A 16760-nucleotide genomic window follows, 5' to 3' on the forward strand; every position below is an offset into this window, starting at 1 on the left:
TCGGCAGCGGATCGCGTTGAAAGCGCATCGCTGCGTCCCTATAGAAGAACAACTGGATTTTGCGCCGCAACGCCGGCGCCGAGGGAATTCCAAGCGAAAGGACATTCATGCCCTGGAACGACAAGAGCGGCGGTGGCGGCGGCCCATGGGGCGGCGGCGGCGGCAACAATCAGGGACCCTGGGGGCAGGGACCGAAGGGGCCTAGCGGCCCGCCGGGGTCACCTCCCGATCTCGAAGACATCATCCGCCGCGGCCAGGACCGGCTGCGGCGCGCGCTGCCCGGTGGCGGCGGCGCCAGCCCGGCCGTCTTTGCGCTGATCGCAGCGGCTCTGATCGTGCTGTGGGCGTTCAAGGCGGTCTACACCGTGCAGCCGGACGAGGTTGCGGTCGAGCTGCGCTTCGGCAAGCCGAAGGCGGAGCTGTCGCAGCCGGGCCTGCATTTCCATTGGTGGCCGGTCGAAACCGTCGAGACGGCCAACATCGCCGAACAACTCGTCGATATCGGTGGTGGCGGCGCGACGAGCGGCAACTCGTCGGGGCTGATGCTTACCGGCGACCAGAACATCGTCAACGTCCAGTTTTCGGTGGCCTATCAGGTCTCCGATCCCCGGGCCTATCTGTTCGACGTCTCCGATCCCGAAGGCATGCTGCAGCAGGTCGCAGAGAGCGCCATGCGCGAAGCGGTTGGCCGGCGACCGGCGCAGGACATCTTCCGCGACGACCGTCAGGGCATCGCCGCGTCGGTGCGTGAAATCATCCAGACGACGCTGGACGGCTACAAGGCCGGCCTGAACGTCAACGCGGTTTCGATCGAGGACGCGGCGCCGCCGCGTGAAGTGGCCGACGCGTTCGACGAAGTGCAGCGCGCCGAGCAGGACGAAGACAAGTTCGTCGAGCAGGCCAACCAGTATTCCAACCAGAAGCTCGGCCAGGCGCGTGGCGCCGCGGCGCAGATCCGCGAGGACGCGGCAGCCTACAAGAACCGTGTCGTCCAGGAAGCCGAAGGTGAGGCGCAGCGCTTCATCTCGGTCTATGACGAATACGCCAAGGCGCCCGACGTGACGCGCCGGCGGCTTTATCTGGAAACGATGGAGAAGGTGCTGAAGGATTCCAACAAGGTCATCGTCGAACAGGGCAATGGGCAAGGGGTCGTTCCCTATCTGCCGCTGCCGGCACTGCAGCCGAAGGCGCCGGCGCCGGCCGGCGCGACCACGGGAGGAGCCCAGTGATGGCCAATCGTCTTCCCATCATCGCGGTCATCGCGGCCGTGCTTCTGTTCCTGCTCTACTCCTCGGTCTTCGTGGTCAACGCGCGCCAGCAGGCGCTCGTGCTGCGGTTCGGCGAGATCGTCGACGTGAAGAATGAACCCGGCATCTATTTCAAGGCGCCTTTCGCCTTCTTCGACGCCGACAGCGTGCAATTGATCGAAAACAGGGTGCTGCGCTTCGATCTCGACAACATCCGCGTCCAGGTTTCGGGCGGCAAGTTCTACGAGGTCGACGCTTTCATCGCGTACCGCATCTCGGATCCGCGGGTGTTCCGCTCAGCCGTGTCCGGCCAGATCACACTGGCCGAAGCACGACTGAGGACGCGTCTCGATGCGGCGCTGCGCCGTGTCTACGGTCTGCGCGACTTCGAGGCGGCGCTCTCGGAAGAGCGGGCCGTGATGATGCGCGAAGTGCGCGATCAGCTTCGGCCCGACGCCACCTCGCTCGGCCTGCAGATCGAGGATGTGCGCATCCGCCGAACCGATCTGACGGCTGAGGTTTCGCAGCAGACCTTCGACCGCATGAAGGCCGAACGTTTGGCCGAGGCCGAACGGCTGAGAGCGCGCGGCAAAGAGGCCGCGCAGCGCATCACCGCCCGCGCCGACCGCGAAGTGGTGGAAATCGTCGCCGAGGCGCGCAAGGAATCGGAAATCCTGCGTGGTGAAGGTGAAGCCCAGCGCAGTGCGACCTTTGCCGACGCCTACAAACGCGATCCGGCGTTCTTCGACTTCTACCGGTCGATGAATGCCTATGGCACGGCGCTGGACAACTCCGGGACGACGATGGTGCTTTCGCCGAACTCGGAGTTCTTCCGCTTCTTCCGCAATCCGGACGGTACGGACGCGAAGCCGGCGACACCTGCGGCTCCGGCGACGGCACCGCCGCGCCGGCGACGGCACCTGCCGCGCCGGCTGCACAACCTGCACCCGCCCAGTAGGGCGGTGCAGGATTTCCTTGCGGCCATAGGCCTGGTCCTCGTCGTAGAGGGTCTGGTCTATGGCGGCTTTCCCGGCCTTGCCAAACGTCTTGCCGGCGAAGTGCTGTCGACGCCGGAAATTGCGCTGCGCATCGTCGGGCTGGTGGCGATCGCCATCGGCGTCGGCATCGTCTGGTTGGTGCGTGGCTGAGGACCGCTGATCTGCAATTCCAGGAAAGTGTGAGCGGTTTTCCGTCCGGAATTGCGTAAAAGCAAAGGGATTGAACGGTTCGCCGTTTCCGCGAAACGGCGAACCGCTCTAAGGTGTAACGGAGGATTTATCCTCCTGATGTGGCCATAGCCGCAAACGTGCCGTATTTCTTGCCAACATGACGCGACGCGGCGTTTTGCCGAAGCGCTTTTTCTTTTCAGCAATCCGGGAGGCTTTCGATGACATCCAACACCCTTCTGCGCGCGGCGCGGCGGACGTTCATCGCAGGTGCTGCGGCACTTATGGTCGGCGCGCTTGCCGTTCCGGCTTTCGTGACGCCGACGGTGGCCGCGGACGGACCGGCTTCGGTTGCCGACCTCGCCGAAGGCCTGCTCGGTGCGGTGGTCAACATCTCGACCTCGCAGACCGTGAAGGGCACGGAAGGTCCGGGCGCGGTGCCGATGCCGCAGCTGCCGGAGGGTTCGCCGTTCCAGGATTTCTTCGACGACTTCTTCAAGAACCGTGGCGGCGACAAGGATGGCGGCGCGCAAAAGGTGCAGTCGCTGGGCTCCGGCTTCGTAGTCGACGCCGAGCAAGGCATTGTCGTCACCAACAACCACGTCATCGCCGATGCAGACGATATCGAGGTGAATTTCTCCGACGGCGTGACGCTCAAGGCGACGCTGGTCGGCACCGACACCAAGACCGACGTGGCGGTGCTCAAGGTCGACCCGAAGGGCCACAAGCTGACGGCGGTGAAGTTCGGCGATTCCAACAAGATGCGCGTCGGCGACTGGGTGATGGCGATCGGCAATCCGTTCGGCCTTGGCGGCACGGTGACGGTCGGCATCGTCTCGGCCCGCAACCGCGACATCAATTCCGGCCCCTACGACGACTTCATCCAGACCGACGCCGCCATCAACCGCGGCAATTCCGGCGGGCCGCTGTTCAACAGCCTGGGCGAGGTCATCGGTATCAACACGGCGATCATCTCGCCGTCGGGCGGCTCGATCGGCATCGGTTTCTCCATCCCCTCGCAGCTTGCCTCGGGCGTCGTCGACCAGCTGCGCCAGTTCGGCGAGACCCGTCGCGGCTGGCTCGGCGTGCGCATCCAGCCGGTGACCGACGACATCGCCGAGAGCCTCGGCATGGCGACCGCCAAGGGCGCGCTGGTGGCCGGCGTCATCAAGGGCGGACCGGTCGACAACGGCACAATTCTCGCCGGCGACGTCATCATCAAGTTCGATGGCAAGGACATCCATGAAATGCGCGACCTGCCGCGCGTCGTGGCGGAAAGCCCGGTCGGCAAGGCGGTCGACGTGATCATCGTGCGCAAGGGCGTCGAGCAGACGGTGAAGGTGACGCTCGGCCGGCTTGAGGACGGCGAGAAGGTCGCTGCCGGTGAGGACGGCACTACCGATGAGGACAAGGGCGGCGACAAGGCGCCCGCGGTCTCCACGGCCTCGGTGCTCGGCATGACCGTCGGCGAGCTCAATGACGACACACGGAAAAAATTCGGCATCGCGGCCGACGTCTCCGGCGTCGTCATCACCGACGTCACCAAGGATTCGGCCGCCGCCGAGCGCGGCATCCAGGCCGGCGAGGTGATCACCGAAATCGCCCAGGAATCGGTCGCGACCCCGAAGGACGTGATGGACCGGATCGGCGCGCTGAAGGAGCAGGGCCGCAAGAATGCGCTCTTGATGCTGGCGTCCAAGACAGGCGAGTTGCGCTTCGTGACGATCCGGATGGATTGAGTCCGGAAAGCCCCATAACCGATTGTCTTCAGGGAAAGGGCGGCTAGGGAGCCGCCCTTTTTCGTGCCTGCCAGTCCGTGCGCGACAGTTTGTAGAGGACATGCCGCTTGAGGTGCGGGTGGCTGTCAGGGATGGATGGGTGGTCGAAATCGCGAGCCGGGTCAGGGGTCATGCCAAGACGCTCCATGACGGCCGTCGAGCGGCGGTTGGCCGCGACGGCGAAGGAGACGATCTCGTCGCGGTCAAGCGTTTCGAAGCCAAAGGCGAGCCAGGCTTCGGAGGCCTCCGTGACATAGCCCTTGCGCCAGAATTCCGGCGCCAACCGCCAGCCGATCTCGATCGTATCGGAAGGCAGGGACGGCACGTGATCGGTCTTTAAGAGACCGACGAAGCCGATGCATTCCCCAGTCGCGGCGATCTCGGCGGCGGCAAAACCAAAGCCGTCCTCTGCGATCCAGCCCCGAAACTCGTCCATCTTGGCATCCGTCTCGGCGCGGTCGCGGCGGAACGGAAAGAATTCCATCACCCGCTCGTCCGAATTGATGCGGTGGAAGAGTTCGCGATCGCGGTCTTCCCAGTTGCGCAGGATGAGACGCTCGGTGCGCATCGGCTTCATTGGGCGAACTCTTCCTGGCGGTAGCCCTGGAGATAAAGCAGCGCGGTGAGATCGCCATGGTCGATGCGGACCTTGGCTTCGGCAGCAACGGCCGGCTTGGCGTGGAGCGCGACACCGGTGCCGGCCAGGCGGATCATGTCGAGGTCGTTGGCGCCGTCGCCGACCGCAATCGCATCGAATGGCGTCAGGCCGAGGCGGGCCGAGATATCGTTCAGCGCATCGGCCTTGGCGGCGCGGCCGAGGATCGGCTCGGCGACCAGGCCGGCAAAGCGCCCGTTCTCCTCGATCAGGCGGTTGGCACGGTTTTCCTCGAAGCCGAGCATGGCGGCGACACGGCTGGTGAAGACGTCGAAGCCGCCGGAGACAAGCGCCGTCCAGGCGCCATTGGCGCGCATCGTCTGCACCAGAGCGCGGCCGCCCGACGCCAGCGTCAGGCGGTTCGCGATGATGCGGTCGACGACGGCGGCATCGAGGCCTTTCAGCAGCGCCACGCGTTCACGCAGCGCCGGCTCGAAAGCGATCTCGCCGTTCATCGAGCGTGCCGTGATGGCGGCAACGCGGTCCTTGACGCCGATCTCGTCGGCGAGTTCGTCGATGCATTCCTGGTCGATCATGGTTGAATCCATATCGGCAAGCAGGATTGTCTTGCGGCGGCTTTCGGCCTGCTGAACGATCACGTCGACCGGCTCGGAGCCAAGTGCCAAGCGCAAGGCGGCACTTGCCTCAGCGGCTTCCGCACCCTCGGGCAGCACCAGGTCGCAGGCGACGCCTTCGCCCAGCCAGCGAACAGCGCTTGCGCCGACCGACCGTGAGGCCATATTCGCAAGCGAGGCCGACATCGCGCGGCGGACGGGGTGGGACACAAGCGTGGCAATGAGCGGCATCGAGGCTTCCAAGCAGCTAGGCGAGGGCGGGCAGGCGGGCGAGGGCCGCGTGAAGGACGCGATCCTGATAGCCGGGCCGACCGCCAGCGGCAAGTCGGCGCTGGCGCTCGATCTCGCCGAGCGCAAGGGCGGCGTCATCGTCAACACCGATTCCATGCAGGGCTATTCGGTGCTCGACGTGCTGACGGCGCGGCCGAGCGCCGCCGAACTCGGCCGCGCGCCGCACTATCTCTATGGCCACGTGCATCCCTCCACCGCCTATTCCACCGGCGCCTGGCTGCGCGACGTGATGAAGCTGATCGATGACGGCACGCTCGCCCGACAGCCCGATGACGCCGGCTTTGAACGTCCGGTGATTTTCGTCGGCGGCACCGGGCTCTATTTTCGCGCACTTGCCGAGGGCATTTCGGAAATGCCCGACATTCCGCAGCAGGTACGCGACCGCTGGCGCTACGAGTTAAAGGAGCAAGGCGCAGCCAAGCTGCACCGCATCCTGATGCATGAGGATTCGGCGGTCGCCATGCAGCTGAAGCCGACCGACGGCCAGCGCATCGTGCGGGCGCTGGAGGTGCTCGACGCATCCGGCCGCTCCATCCTAGAATGGCAGGCAGCGCGCGGCCGGCCGCTGATCGACCGCGACAGCGCTCGGTTCTTCGTTATCGAGCCGGACCGCGCCCCCCTTGTCGAGCGGATCGAAACAAGGTTCGACCGCATGCTCGATCTCGGCGCGCTCGATGAGGTCAAACGGCTTGCGGCGCTTGGCCTCGATCCCGGCCTGCCGGCGATGAAGGCGATCGGCGTTCGCGAACTTTCGGCTGCCATGGCGGGTGACATCAGCTTTCCTCAGGCCATCGAGCGCTGCAAGGCAGCGACGCGGCAATATGCCAAACGGCAAACGACGTGGTTTCGCCATCAGCTGGGACCGGAATGGCTGAGATTGCAGCCCGGCGGCCGCTTGCAAACCGCGATTTGATTTTCGTGCTGCCAATACAATTAAAGAAACAGAAGTAGGAATGAACATTCCCGCTCCGGTTGTCTGGATTAACCGTCCGTAAGGCGCCGGCATGCCATAGATCCGGCGGGTACTTTGCAACGGGAAGCAGATGCGTTTCCACAAGGCGGAATCCGCATTTTTCGTCTTTATTTTCGTGATCCTGGCCGCAGGCCTGGTGACGCTTTATGCCTATGGTCAATTGCAGTTCATCGCGGTCGGTCACGATACGACTTCCCGGGTCGAGAGGATCGCCTATCTCAACACGCTGCTGTTTGTCACCGGGGTGCTGCTGGCGACAGCGCTGTTCTTCGGCGTGTTCTTCATCTACCCGCTGATCCGTAGGCAGGCCACGGAAGAGGGCAAGCTGCGCGCCATGACGGTTTCGCTCAGCGCCCGCTCGGAAACGCTGCAGCATGCGGCATTGACCGACGGCCTTACCGGCATGCAGAACCGGCGCTACTTCGATGATGCGCTGAAGGAATATCTCGAGGAATTCCGCCGCATCGAAAAGCCCGTCGGGCTGATGATCCTCGACCTCGATCATTTCAAGCAGGTCAACGACACGCATGGCCACGATGTCGGCGACGAGGTGCTTAGGGCAGTCGCCAATTGCCTCAAAGGCATGACGCGCTACCACGATGTGGTGGCGCGGCTTGGGGGCGAGGAGTTCGCCGTCGTCACGCCCAACATGGATGCGGAGTTGTTGGGGAAGTTCGCCGAACGCATCCGCAAAGCGATTGCCAACATGTCGGTGCTGTCGGGCAATGTCCGCCTCAAGATCACCACCAGCGTCGGACTAGCCGTCTGGGATCGGAAGGAAACCGCCGAGGAATTCTACCGCCGCGCCGACCGCCAGCTCTACGAGGCGAAGAGGCAAGGCCGCAACCGCGTCTGCGCCTGAAATCCCGGCATTTAAATTCGTGAGGCTGGCCGTTTGATGCCGTCTTCTGCGCTTCCGGCCTTCGCCGGCCGAAGCACTCATGAGGTGGTAGCGGCAGCTATGGCTACGGCCGGCGTAGGCCGGTGCTCACGGACTCAATGTCCGCTCCGCTCCGGTTCTCGAAGTCGACACCGACCGACTCAGCCTGACGAATTTTCTGGCGTGATTTACCCAAGCGGCCAACGAAGCCGAGCCCTGGCGCTCCGGCGGCTTCTCAATTGGCCGGCAAAAAAGTCGCTACGCTGAAGGTCAATCGTTCTGCGGGCGCATGCCGAAGGTTGTGGGCTTGAGGCCGTAGCGCAGGTCGAAATCGTCGTCGGGCTGGACGCGCTGGGCGGTGGCCGGCTTGCGGTAATCGGGATCGCCGGCCTGGCGGCCGGAGTCCACGACCTCGGCGAAGGCCATCTGCTGCTGCGGTTTCGGGACGTTGCGCAGCCGCTCGACGATGGCGGCGAGATCGACGTCGTTGCCGTCCTGCGAGAACTCGTCCTGCTCTCGCTTGGCGGTGCCGGGGATCAGGTTCTCCGCCAGTTTTTCGAACTTCAGCCGCATGGTCGTCGCCACGCCTTCACCGAAGGCGATGGCTTCGCGCTGGCCCATGGAGGACAGAAAGGCCAGCGTCGAGGCGGAGGAATCGGCGATCGCCGAGCGGATGATCGCCTGGTCCTGCTCATTGGCCAGCCGCATGGCGAAGAAGGTCGAGCATTGCGACAGGATGGTCGGATCGAGTTCACCCGGGCGCTGGGTGACGACGCCGAGATAGCAGCCATATTTGCGGCCTTCCTTGGCGATGCGCGACAGTGCATGCCTTGTCGGGGCGAAGCCTAGGCGCGGATCGGCCGGCATATAGCGGTGCGCTTCCTCGCACAGCAACAGCAGCTTCAGCCGGCCCTCGCTCCACAGCGCAAGGTCGAAGGCCAGGCGCGCCAGCACCGAACAGACGGAGTTGACCACTTCGGACGGCATGCCGGCCATCTCGAAACAGGTCACCGGGCGGCCATGATGCGGCACACGGAAAATATTGCCGATCGTCTCGTGGATCGTGTCCTCGATCAGCCGCGAATTGAACATGAAGCGATAGCGCGGGTCGGACGCGGCGGACTCGATGCGCGTCTTCAGCGATTTCAGCGTCGGGCGGTCGTTCTTGCTTTCCAAGAGGCCCATGCGCTCGTCGATCTGCTTGATGAGATCGACCATGCGGTAGGGCACCGGCGTGTCGGCGGTCAGCGCATCGCTGCCGCGGCGCACGTAAGAGCCTGAATTGGGATTGCGATAGAGGTTCTTGGCGGCGGGGATCAGGTCGCGCAGGACATCGACTTCTTCCGGCACGACCTCTCGGCCGCGAAACAGCACTTCGGCGAATTCTTCGAGCCTGAACATCCAGAACGGCAGATCAAGCGTCTTGGAATCGACCCGGACGCAGAACTCAGGCAGGGATGCCGCGAATTCATTGTGCGGATCGAGAATGAGGATTCGCAGATCGGGCCGGGCGGCGATCGATTTGCGCAGCAGCAGCGAGATGGCGGTGGATTTGCCGACGCCGGTTGTGCCGACAACGGCAAAATGGCGCGCCAGCGTGTCGTCGATGGCGATGTTGGCGTCGATCGACTCATCCTGCGACAGCGTACCGATGGTGATCGAATGACGCCCGGCGAGATCGTAGACCGCCTGCAGATCACGGGTACGGATGCGGTGCGCTATGGCGCCGATATGAGGATAGGTGGTGATGCCGCGGTCGAACACCGGTTTGGCCCCCGGTTCGGCGCCGTCGCGCACTTCGCCGATCAGCTCGACGCTGACCTCGATGGGATTTTGTCCCTCATTGCTCCAGGCGCGATCCGACTTGCCGATTTCGTAGACCAGACCAACGGTGCGCGATGTCCCGAGATTGATGGAGATCATCTTGCCGACGGTCCACAGGCCGGTGACCGCGCCTTCGATGTCGTCGGCATAGGCGCTGATGGTGGCGCGCGCACCGTCGCACTGCACGACGTTGCCGAGAATGCGCTTGTCGCTCTGCTCTGCGCGGCGGCGCTCCTGCGAGGTCGGTTCGCCGACGGAGGCTTCGCGCTCGACAAACATACGATCCGATCCCCATTCTCGTGGAGCGTCGATCCTACACAGACGGGGTTAAGGTGGCGTGATGCGGGATGGTGTAGCAGGGGTTAACCCGTCAGCGAAAATTCAACCGGCCGGCCTCTTTTCCGAATCCAAATATTCGATATATTGGACGAATGACTGATATAGCGAATGACATGTCGGCCACGATAGGCAGACGAATCCACGCCGAAAGAGCCTTGCGGGACTGGTCGTTGGCCGACCTGGCGAACCGCTCCGGCGTCTCCAAAGCCATGCTCAGCACTATCGAGCGCGGCATGACCAGCCCGACGGCCGCGCTGCTGGTGCGCATCGCCGCTGCTTTCGGCATGACGCTGTCGACGCTGATAGCACGCGCCGAGCAGCAAGGTGGCGGCCTGCTGCGCGAGAGTGAGCAGCCGGTTTGGCGCGACCCCGGTACGGGCTATGTCCGTCGGCATCTGTCGCCGGTTTCCGACACGCCGCTCGAATTGATCCGGGTGCAACTGCCGGCTGGCGCCAGTGTGAGTTTCCCGGCGGCGTCCTATGCCTTCATCAAGCAGCAGATGTGGCTGATCTCCGGGCGACTTGAGTTCACCGAGGGTGATATGGTGCATAGTCTCGAGCCCGGCGACTGCCTGGCGCTCGGCGCGCCGTCGGACTGCACGTTCCATGCCGTCGGACCGCAGCCGGCCGACTATCTGGTTGCGCTGGTCAGGGGCTGAAATCGTGGCAAGACGTCCCAAGCGCTCCGACAATGGCGGACCGCCGCTCGATGATTACAAGGGCCCGCCATGGGGCAAGGGCGATCCCTACATCTTCCTGGCCTGGCAGGCAGCGCATGCCAAGGCGTGGAAGGCGCCAAGCCGTGACGTGATGCTGATGCGCATGGAAAAGGCCGAGCGGCTTGGCCTGACGTATGAGGAATACACGCTCGAAATCCTCGAACGCGGGCTGCATCTGCAGCCGAAAGACACCGATCGCATCGCCGCGATCAAGGCGAGACGAAAGCGGCGCCGCGTCGCGCGTCTGGATTAGCAAGGGAAAGTGCAGGTGAGTCCCATCGAAATCAGGTCGCTGACTGCGGGAACACGCGACATGCTGGCCGACCTCCTGATCGAGACGGTCGCGGCCGGCGGCTCCGTCAGCTTCATGCATCCCTTATCCAGGCAAGCGGCGGAAACTTTCTGGAGCAACTCGTTGATGGCAGCAGAGAGAGGCGAAAGAGCGGTGCTGGGCGCTTGGTATGGCGACGCGTTGGTCGGCACCGTCACCTTGCTGCTCGACTTTCCGGTCAATCAGCCGCACCGGGCCGAGATCGCCAAGCTCATGACCCGCGTCGAACACCGCGGCAAGGGCATAGCGAGCCGGCTGATGCGGGCGGCCGAAACGCTCGCCGTCGAGAAAGGCCGCACGCTTCTGGTGCTGGACACCGCAACCGAGGAGGGCGCTTCCGGCCTTTACGAAAAACTCGGCTTCACGCTCACTGGCGAAATACCGGACTTTGCCCTGAAACCGCATGGCGGGCTGACCGGCACGCTCATCTACTGGAAGCGCATCGGCGGCGCTGCCTAACCCTTGTGGTGAACCTCTTGCAGCGCGTAGACCGGCGTGGCGATGCCTTCCATGCGCGCCTTCAGCTGCAGCGCCAGGAACTGGGAGTAATGGCGCGACTGGTGCAAATTGCCGCCATGGAACCACAGCGCCTCCTGCTGCGTCGGCTTCCACATGTTGCGCAGCTCGCCTTCCCAGGGGCCTGGGTCCTTGGTGGTGTTGGAGCCGAGGCCCCAGCATTTGCCGACCTTGTCCGCGACCTCCCGTGAGATCAAATCGGCCGCCCAGCCATTCATCGAACCGTAGCCGGTGGCGTAGACGATGAGATCGGCCGGCAGTTCCGATCCGTCGGAGAGCAGAACGGAGTGCTCCTTGATCTCCTTCACGTCGACACCGCTTTTCAGCTTGATCGACCCGTCGATGATCAGGTCGGAGGCGCCGACATCGATGTAATAGCCCGAGCCGCGCCGCAGATATTTCATGAACAGGCCGGAGCCGTCATCGCCCCAGTCAAGCATGAAGCCGGCCTTTTCCAGGCCCTTGTAGAATTTGTCGTCGCGCTTCTTCATCTCGGCATAGGCCGGGATCTGGAATTCGTGCAGGATCTTGTAGGGCAGGGAGGCAAAGACGAGGTCGGCCTTGGCTGTGGTCATACCGCTCGCGACCGCCTTTTCCGAATAGAGGGAGCCCAGGCCGATCTCCATCAGCGTGTCCGACTTGACGATGTGCGTGGTCGAGCGCTGCACCATGGTGACGTCGGCGCCGGCCTCCCAAAGGGCTGCTGCAATGTCGTGGGCGGAGTTGTTCGAGCCGATGACGACAGCTTGTCTGCCGACATAGGCATCGGGTCCCGGATGCTTCGAGGAGTGATGCTGGTCGCCCTTGAATGTGTCCATGCCCTTGAAGTTCGGCATGTTGGCCTTGCCGGATTGCCCCGTGGCCAGCACCAATTGTTTCGGCTTCAGCGTGATGTCCTTGCCGTCGCGGCGCACCACCACCGTCCATTCCTTCTTGCTGTCGTCATAGACAGCGCTCATGGCCTCGGTCGACGACCAGTAGTTCAGCTCCATTACCTTGGCGTACATTTCCAGCCAGTCGCCGATCTTGTCCTTGGGCGCGAAGACCGGCCAGTTCCTGGGAAAGTCGATATAGGGCAGATGGTCGTACCAGACCGGATCGTGCAGGCAGAGCGATTTGTAGCGCTTGCGCCAGCTGTCGCCGGCCCGTTCGTTCTTCTCGACGATGATGGTCGGCACGCCGAGCTGCCGCAGCCGCGCGCCGAGCGCGATGCCGCCCTGGCCGCCGCCAATGATGAGCGTATAGGGCTGCGTCTTGAAGCCGAGTTCGGCGGCCTCCTTCTCGCGCTCCTCCTTCCAGGTCGGGCGGTTCTTGCCATGGCCGTGCTTGGCGCCGAGCGGGCGGTCGAAGCCGGCCGGCTCCTCATGGCCCTTGAGCTCGACCATGGTGGTGAGCAGCGTCCAGATCTTGCCGTCCTTCAGCCGGATGTGGCCGAAGCCGCGCGCCACGGACGTTTCGAAACTGATCCAGCCGTCGAGCATGCCATCGTTTTCAGTGGCGTCCTCGCCCTTGGCGATCGCCCAGTTCGATGGGTTGGTTTTCGCCACCTGGCTCACCAGCATGTCGCGCACCTGGTCGCGGCCTTCCATGGTCTTGATGTTCCAGGTGAAGCTGACGAGATCGCGCCAAAAACAATCCTCCTGAAAGCAGGCGACCGCCTTGTCGATGTCGCCGGCGGCGAGTGCCGCGCCGAAGCGATCGAGCAGGTCGGAAAGCTTCTTGTTGGGGGCCTTGTCGAGCATTGAATTTCCTCCGCGATTTTTCCTGGCCGCCTTTAGCGAGCGGAACCCTGCCGAAGCTTGACGTCCGGCCTGGCGCAGTATCGCGACAAATTATGCGCCGCGTCACGTCGTCCAATAGTTTGCCGCGTATTCAGGGGCTTATCGGGAAATCGGGACGCCGAAGACCGTTGCGAACCAGCGGCGGACCGCTTCTTCGGCCGGGCTCAGATGCGCGCCCGAAGGTGCGGTCAGATAGTGGCCGGCACCGCTCGACAGCGTAAAGCCGGACAGGGTGACGAGAGATCCTTCGCGCAGTGCCGCGTCGGCCAACGGTCGCGATCCCAGCACCATGCCGGCGCCGTGCTTCGCCGCCTCCAGTGCGGTAACGAAACTGTCGAATTTGTGCGTGGGCCCGAGCGCCGGCTTCATCCGGGCGACGGCGAACCACTCGCCCCACATTTCCCGCGCGCCGACCACTGTAAGTCTCGGCAATCCTGTCCAATCCTTGGCCTTTGCGATATTTGGCGACGCCATCGGCGTCAAGGTTTCGCGGGTGAGGCGGTCGGCCTGCCGTCCGGCAAAGGAGCCGGAGCCAATGCCGAATCGGATGTCGAGACCCACAAAGCGCTCGCCGTAATCGGCCGGTGTGTGGATGGTCTCGATCTGCAGCTGGACGAAGGGCAGGTCCTTGGCCATTTGCGGCAGCTTTGGCGCGATCATCAGCACGGCAAACGAGATCGGCGAGCGTATCGTCACGCTCTGGACGGTCTTGGGTTCGAACAGCTCGCGCGTGCTGTTGGCGATCACGGCAAAGGCCGATTGCAGATGCGGCAGGTAGGCGGCACCCTCCGGCGTCAATTCGACGCCGCGCGCCAGGCGGATGAACAGCGGCTGCTTCAACCGCTCTTCGAGAGAACGGATGTGCTGGCTGACCGCAGCCTGGGTCAGGCCAAGCTCGGCCGCGGCGGCGGTGAAATTCGACAGCCGCGCGGCGGCCTCGAAACTCCGCAGCCAGTCAAGCGGGGGCAAGGGCAAGGTTGTTTCAGTCATAAACAGTTTATGGCCTTTGGCCGCAAAATGATAATTTGAGTTATGCCTTCAACGTCATCACGATGCAACCGGAAACCCTGCGGAGTTGGCTGCGGGGCGCAGCGGACAGGAACGGATCCCCATGCTTACCCAGGCGCTGATCGGCGACGAAGGAAGGACGATCGACCTCGGGTGGAAGGATGGCGCGCGCACTCGCTTTCACGCAGTGTGGTTGCGCGACAATGCGCTCGACGACAAGACGCGCAGCGCCGGCAACGGCCAGCGGCTGATCACCATTCTCCACATTCCCGCGCAGACATGGATCGGCGCAGCCGCGATCAAGGGCGATGCGCTTGAAGTCAGTTTCGAACCGGAGGGAAAGACGGTGCGCTTCCCCGCGGCCTGGCTGAGCGCCAATGCCTATGATCGCGATGCCGCCCGACAGCCCGGCTGGACAGGCGAGGGCACCGTGCGATGGACCAGGGCCTCTATGCAGAATTCGGTGCCGCGCGCCGGCTATCTCGCTGCCAGCCGCGACCGCGCCGTCTTGCGGCAATGGCTGTCGGCGGTGAAGACCTACGGCTTCGCGGTGATGGACGATTTGCCGGCCGAATCCGGGGCGCTGTGCAAAGTGTCCGATCTGTTCGGCTATATCAGGGAGACCAATTACGGCCGATGGTTCGAGGTGCGCGCCGAGGTCAATCCAACCAATCTGGCCTACACCAATCTTGGCCTGCAGGCGCATACCGACAATCCCTATCGCGATCCGGTGCCGACCTTGCAGATCCTGTCCTGCATCGAAAACACGGTGGAGGGTGGCGAATCCAGCGTTGTCGATGGTTTTACCGTGGCGGCCGCGCTGCAGGCCGAAAACCCCGAAGGCTTCCGGCTGTTGAGTTCATACCCGGCGCGTTTCGAATATGCGGGGTCGTCGGGCGTGCGATTGCAGGCCAAGCGGCCGATGATCGAGCTCGGGCCGGATGGCGAACTCATCGCCATCCGCTTCAACAACCGCTCGCTGGCGCCGACGGTCGATGTGCCGTTCGCGGAGATGGAGGCCTACTACGCCGCCTATCGCCGGTTTGCCGAACTGATCGAGGATCCGTCCTTCGAAGTGACCTTCAAGCTCGAGGCAGGCCAGGCCTTCATCGTCGACAACACCCGCGTCATGCATGCCCGCAAGCAATTCTCCGGCGCCGGCAAGCGCTGGCTGCAGGGCTGCTACGCCGACAAGGATGGCCTTTTGTCGACGCTGTCGGCGATCGAACACGAGTTCAAGGAAGCCGCGGAATGAGCAGCCAGAATTTGAACGCGGACACCATCATCGAATTCATCGCCGATATTTTCGAACGCCGAGGGGCGGAATCCTATCTCGGCGAACCCGTCACCATGTCGGAGCACATGTTGCAGGGCGCCTGGTTCGCCGAAAAGGACGGCGCGCCTGATGTGCTGGTGGCGGCAGCACTGCTGCACGATATCGGCCACTACACCAGCGAGTTCGGCACCTATTCGCCCGACGATATCGAGGACAAGCATCATGACGAAGCCGGCGGCGAGGTGCTGGCGCCGTTCTTTCCACCGGTGATCGTCGAATGCGTCAGGCTGCATGTCGCGGCCAAGCGCTACCTCTGCGCTACCGACCCGACCTATTTCGGCAGGCTGTCGCAGGCCGCGGTCCACACGCTGTCGCTGCAAGGCGGGCCGATGAACGCCGAAGAGGTGGCCGAGTTCCGAAAGAACCCGTTCCACGAGGAAGCGGTTCGGGTCCGCATCTGGGACGAGGCCGGCAAGATCGCCAACATGAAGACCCGGGCATTTCGCGACTACATGCCGCTGCTGCAACGGGTTGTCCGCGACTTCGCCAATCGCGCCTGATCATAATCCGGGAAGGAACGGCATGTGCTACCGCTTCACGGCGAGCATGCGCTAACCGTATGCCGGAGACCTGCCGCAAGCGTCTGCGTGCCGCAGGCGCTCGCGCCTCGCTGCCGATCCCTACCGGTGACGAGCCTTGTCACCGCGGATTTTATTGCGACATCCGTCGGCGCGGCCAAGATCAGTAGGTCAGACTTCGGTGTATATTTGACTCAGACGAAGGTCTGAGAATCGAGCTGAAAGCACGAAAAGAGAGTTTCCTCAGCGTTTGTAAGCCGCAATTTTGGGCTGTTCATTCTTGAATACCGTGACACATCATGATGTGATGGTGGCATGAATGGAGAAAGGCAGCCCCTGTTTTCATCCGTGCGTCGCTGGGCGTACTTTAGCTTGCGCGTATTCGCGGCGGTTGCGGTGACGATGCCGGTGCTTGGTCTGCGGTTGAGCCATGTCGACGGCTATAAGATCGAATTCGCCGCTGCCAGCGCCAAGAGCGGAAACAATGGCAATGGTAACGGTGGTGGCAACGGTAGTGGTAACGGTAGTGGTAACGGTAATGGCTCAGGCGGCAACGCCGGGAATGGCAACGCCAACGGAAAGGGAAAAAATGGTGCCGGCGACAACGCCCCCGGTAGCCAAGCTCCCAGTAGCCAAGTCAATGCCGCTGGCGACACGGTGACGGTACAGGGCGCCAAAATCCAGGTCGTGCATCGCGATGGATTCAGCGAAAGCATCGAGGCCGGCCGCTTCACTATGAAGGATCCGCTTGGAAGGACAATTGTCGAACGCGCCGTAAGGGCCTCCGACATTGCTCGTCTGAAAGGGCTGTAACTGTTGGTTC

Annotated in this window: 16 protein-coding genes and 1 pseudogene; 12 read left to right on the forward strand and 5 right to left on the reverse strand. The window is 63.4% G+C overall.

The features are described 5' to 3' along the window. Window positions 1-107: 107 nt before the first annotated feature. The 4 genes and pseudogenes from hflK to NKI88_RS25215 all read left to right on the forward strand — a co-directional run bounded on the left by hflK (window position 108) and on the right by NKI88_RS25215 (window position 4152). On the forward strand, window positions 108-1229 hold the full coding sequence (hflK, locus tag NKI88_RS25200) for an FtsH protease activity modulator HflK (protein ID WP_023714743.1): 1122 nt from the start codon (window positions 108-110) through the stop codon (window positions 1227-1229). Further along, window positions 1229-2205, forward strand: a pseudogene (gene hflC, locus NKI88_RS25205) (protease modulator HflC). Before hflK ends, hflC begins: the two are co-directional and overlap by 1 nt. A gap of 4 nt (window positions 2206-2209) precedes the next feature. After that, complete coding sequence (locus tag NKI88_RS25210) at window positions 2210-2395, forward strand: DUF2065 domain-containing protein (protein WP_023668333.1); 186 nt, start codon at window positions 2210-2212, stop codon at window positions 2393-2395. A gap of 239 nt (window positions 2396-2634) precedes the next feature. Further along, on the forward strand, window positions 2635-4152 hold the full coding sequence (locus NKI88_RS25215) for a DegQ family serine endoprotease (protein ID WP_023682088.1): 1518 nt from the start codon (window positions 2635-2637) through the stop codon (window positions 4150-4152). Between the two features lie 43 nt (window positions 4153-4195). Here the strand turns inward: NKI88_RS25215 and NKI88_RS25220 are convergent, their stop codons facing one another. Both NKI88_RS25220 and serB read right to left on the reverse strand, forming a co-directional pair. After that, window positions 4196-4768 carry a GNAT family N-acetyltransferase gene (locus NKI88_RS25220; protein WP_352658041.1) on the reverse strand — a complete coding sequence of 191 codons (573 nt, stop codon included), beginning with the start codon at window positions 4766-4768 and terminating at the stop codon, window positions 4196-4198. Further along, window positions 4765-5652 carry a phosphoserine phosphatase SerB gene (serB, locus tag NKI88_RS25225; protein ID WP_023750915.1) on the reverse strand — a complete coding sequence of 296 codons (888 nt, stop codon included), beginning with the start codon at window positions 5650-5652 and terminating at the stop codon, window positions 4765-4767. Before serB ends, NKI88_RS25220 begins: the two co-directional genes overlap by 4 nt. On the opposite strand from serB, the gene miaA reads away from it, so the two are divergent. Together miaA and NKI88_RS25235 are read left to right on the forward strand one after the other, a co-directional pair. Then, complete coding sequence (miaA, locus tag NKI88_RS25230; RefSeq protein WP_352658045.1) at window positions 5642-6625, forward strand: tRNA (adenosine(37)-N6)-dimethylallyltransferase MiaA; 984 nt, start codon at window positions 5642-5644, stop codon at window positions 6623-6625. The two genes, serB and miaA, sit on opposite strands and share 11 nt — an antisense overlap. A 130-nt stretch (window positions 6626-6755) precedes the next feature. Then, entirely contained in the window at window positions 6756-7547 is a 792-nt protein-coding gene (locus NKI88_RS25235; protein WP_023668337.1) for a GGDEF domain-containing protein, read from the forward strand. A gap of 288 nt (window positions 7548-7835) precedes the next feature. Here NKI88_RS25235 and NKI88_RS25240 read toward each other — a convergent pair whose 3' ends face one another. Then, window positions 7836-9668: an ATP-binding protein gene (locus tag NKI88_RS25240; RefSeq protein ID WP_023668338.1), complete on the reverse strand. Its 1833-nt coding sequence runs from the start codon at window positions 9666-9668 to the stop codon at window positions 7836-7838. Window positions 9669-9820: 152 nt separating this feature from the next. Between NKI88_RS25240 and NKI88_RS25245 the strand changes: the two genes are divergently transcribed. The 3 genes from NKI88_RS25245 to NKI88_RS25255 are packed head-to-tail and all read left to right on the forward strand — an operon-like array spanning window position 9821 to window position 11237. After that, window positions 9821-10387: a helix-turn-helix domain-containing protein gene (locus NKI88_RS25245; protein ID WP_023668339.1), complete on the forward strand. Its 567-nt coding sequence runs from the start codon at window positions 9821-9823 to the stop codon at window positions 10385-10387. Between the two features lie 4 nt (window positions 10388-10391). Further along, complete coding sequence (locus tag NKI88_RS25250; protein WP_023682084.1) at window positions 10392-10700, forward strand: hypothetical protein; 309 nt, start codon at window positions 10392-10394, stop codon at window positions 10698-10700. A 15-nt stretch (window positions 10701-10715) separates the two neighbouring features. Then, on the forward strand, window positions 10716-11237 hold the full coding sequence (locus NKI88_RS25255; RefSeq protein WP_023690909.1) for a GNAT family N-acetyltransferase: 522 nt from the start codon (window positions 10716-10718) through the stop codon (window positions 11235-11237). Here the strand turns inward: NKI88_RS25255 and NKI88_RS25260 are convergent. Together NKI88_RS25260 and NKI88_RS25265 are read right to left on the reverse strand one after the other, a co-directional pair. Then, a complete protein-coding gene (locus NKI88_RS25260) occupies window positions 11234-13036 on the reverse strand; it encodes an NAD(P)-binding domain-containing protein (protein ID WP_352658050.1) in 1803 nt (600 codons plus the stop codon). The genes NKI88_RS25255 and NKI88_RS25260 overlap by 4 nt on opposite strands. 138 nt (window positions 13037-13174) lie before the next feature. Next, window positions 13175-14065, reverse strand: a complete 891-nt coding sequence (locus NKI88_RS25265; RefSeq protein WP_023805523.1) for a LysR family transcriptional regulator — start codon at window positions 14063-14065, stop codon at window positions 13175-13177. A 121-nt stretch (window positions 14066-14186) separates the two neighbouring features. On the opposite strand from NKI88_RS25265, the gene tmpA reads away from it, so the two are divergent. The 3 genes from tmpA to NKI88_RS25280 all read left to right on the forward strand — a co-directional run bounded on the left by tmpA (window position 14187) and on the right by NKI88_RS25280 (window position 16750). Further along, window positions 14187-15338, forward strand: a complete 1152-nt coding sequence (gene tmpA / locus NKI88_RS25270) for a 2-trimethylaminoethylphosphonate dioxygenase (RefSeq protein ID WP_352658053.1) — start codon at window positions 14187-14189, stop codon at window positions 15336-15338. Then, window positions 15335-15919: a (R)-1-hydroxy-2-trimethylaminoethylphosphonate oxygenase gene (gene tmpB / locus NKI88_RS25275; RefSeq protein ID WP_352658056.1), complete on the forward strand. Its 585-nt coding sequence runs from the start codon at window positions 15335-15337 to the stop codon at window positions 15917-15919. Before tmpA ends, tmpB begins: the two co-directional genes overlap by 4 nt. Before the next feature lie 333 nt (window positions 15920-16252). After that, window positions 16253-16750: a hypothetical protein gene (locus NKI88_RS25280; RefSeq protein ID WP_352658059.1), complete on the forward strand. Its 498-nt coding sequence runs from the start codon at window positions 16253-16255 to the stop codon at window positions 16748-16750. The last annotated feature ends 10 nt before the right edge of the window (window positions 16751-16760 follow it).

The sequence above is a fragment of the Mesorhizobium sp. M0317 genome (genome assembly GCF_040321555.1).
In the GTDB taxonomy this organism is placed as follows: Bacteria; Pseudomonadota; Alphaproteobacteria; order Rhizobiales; family Rhizobiaceae; genus Mesorhizobium.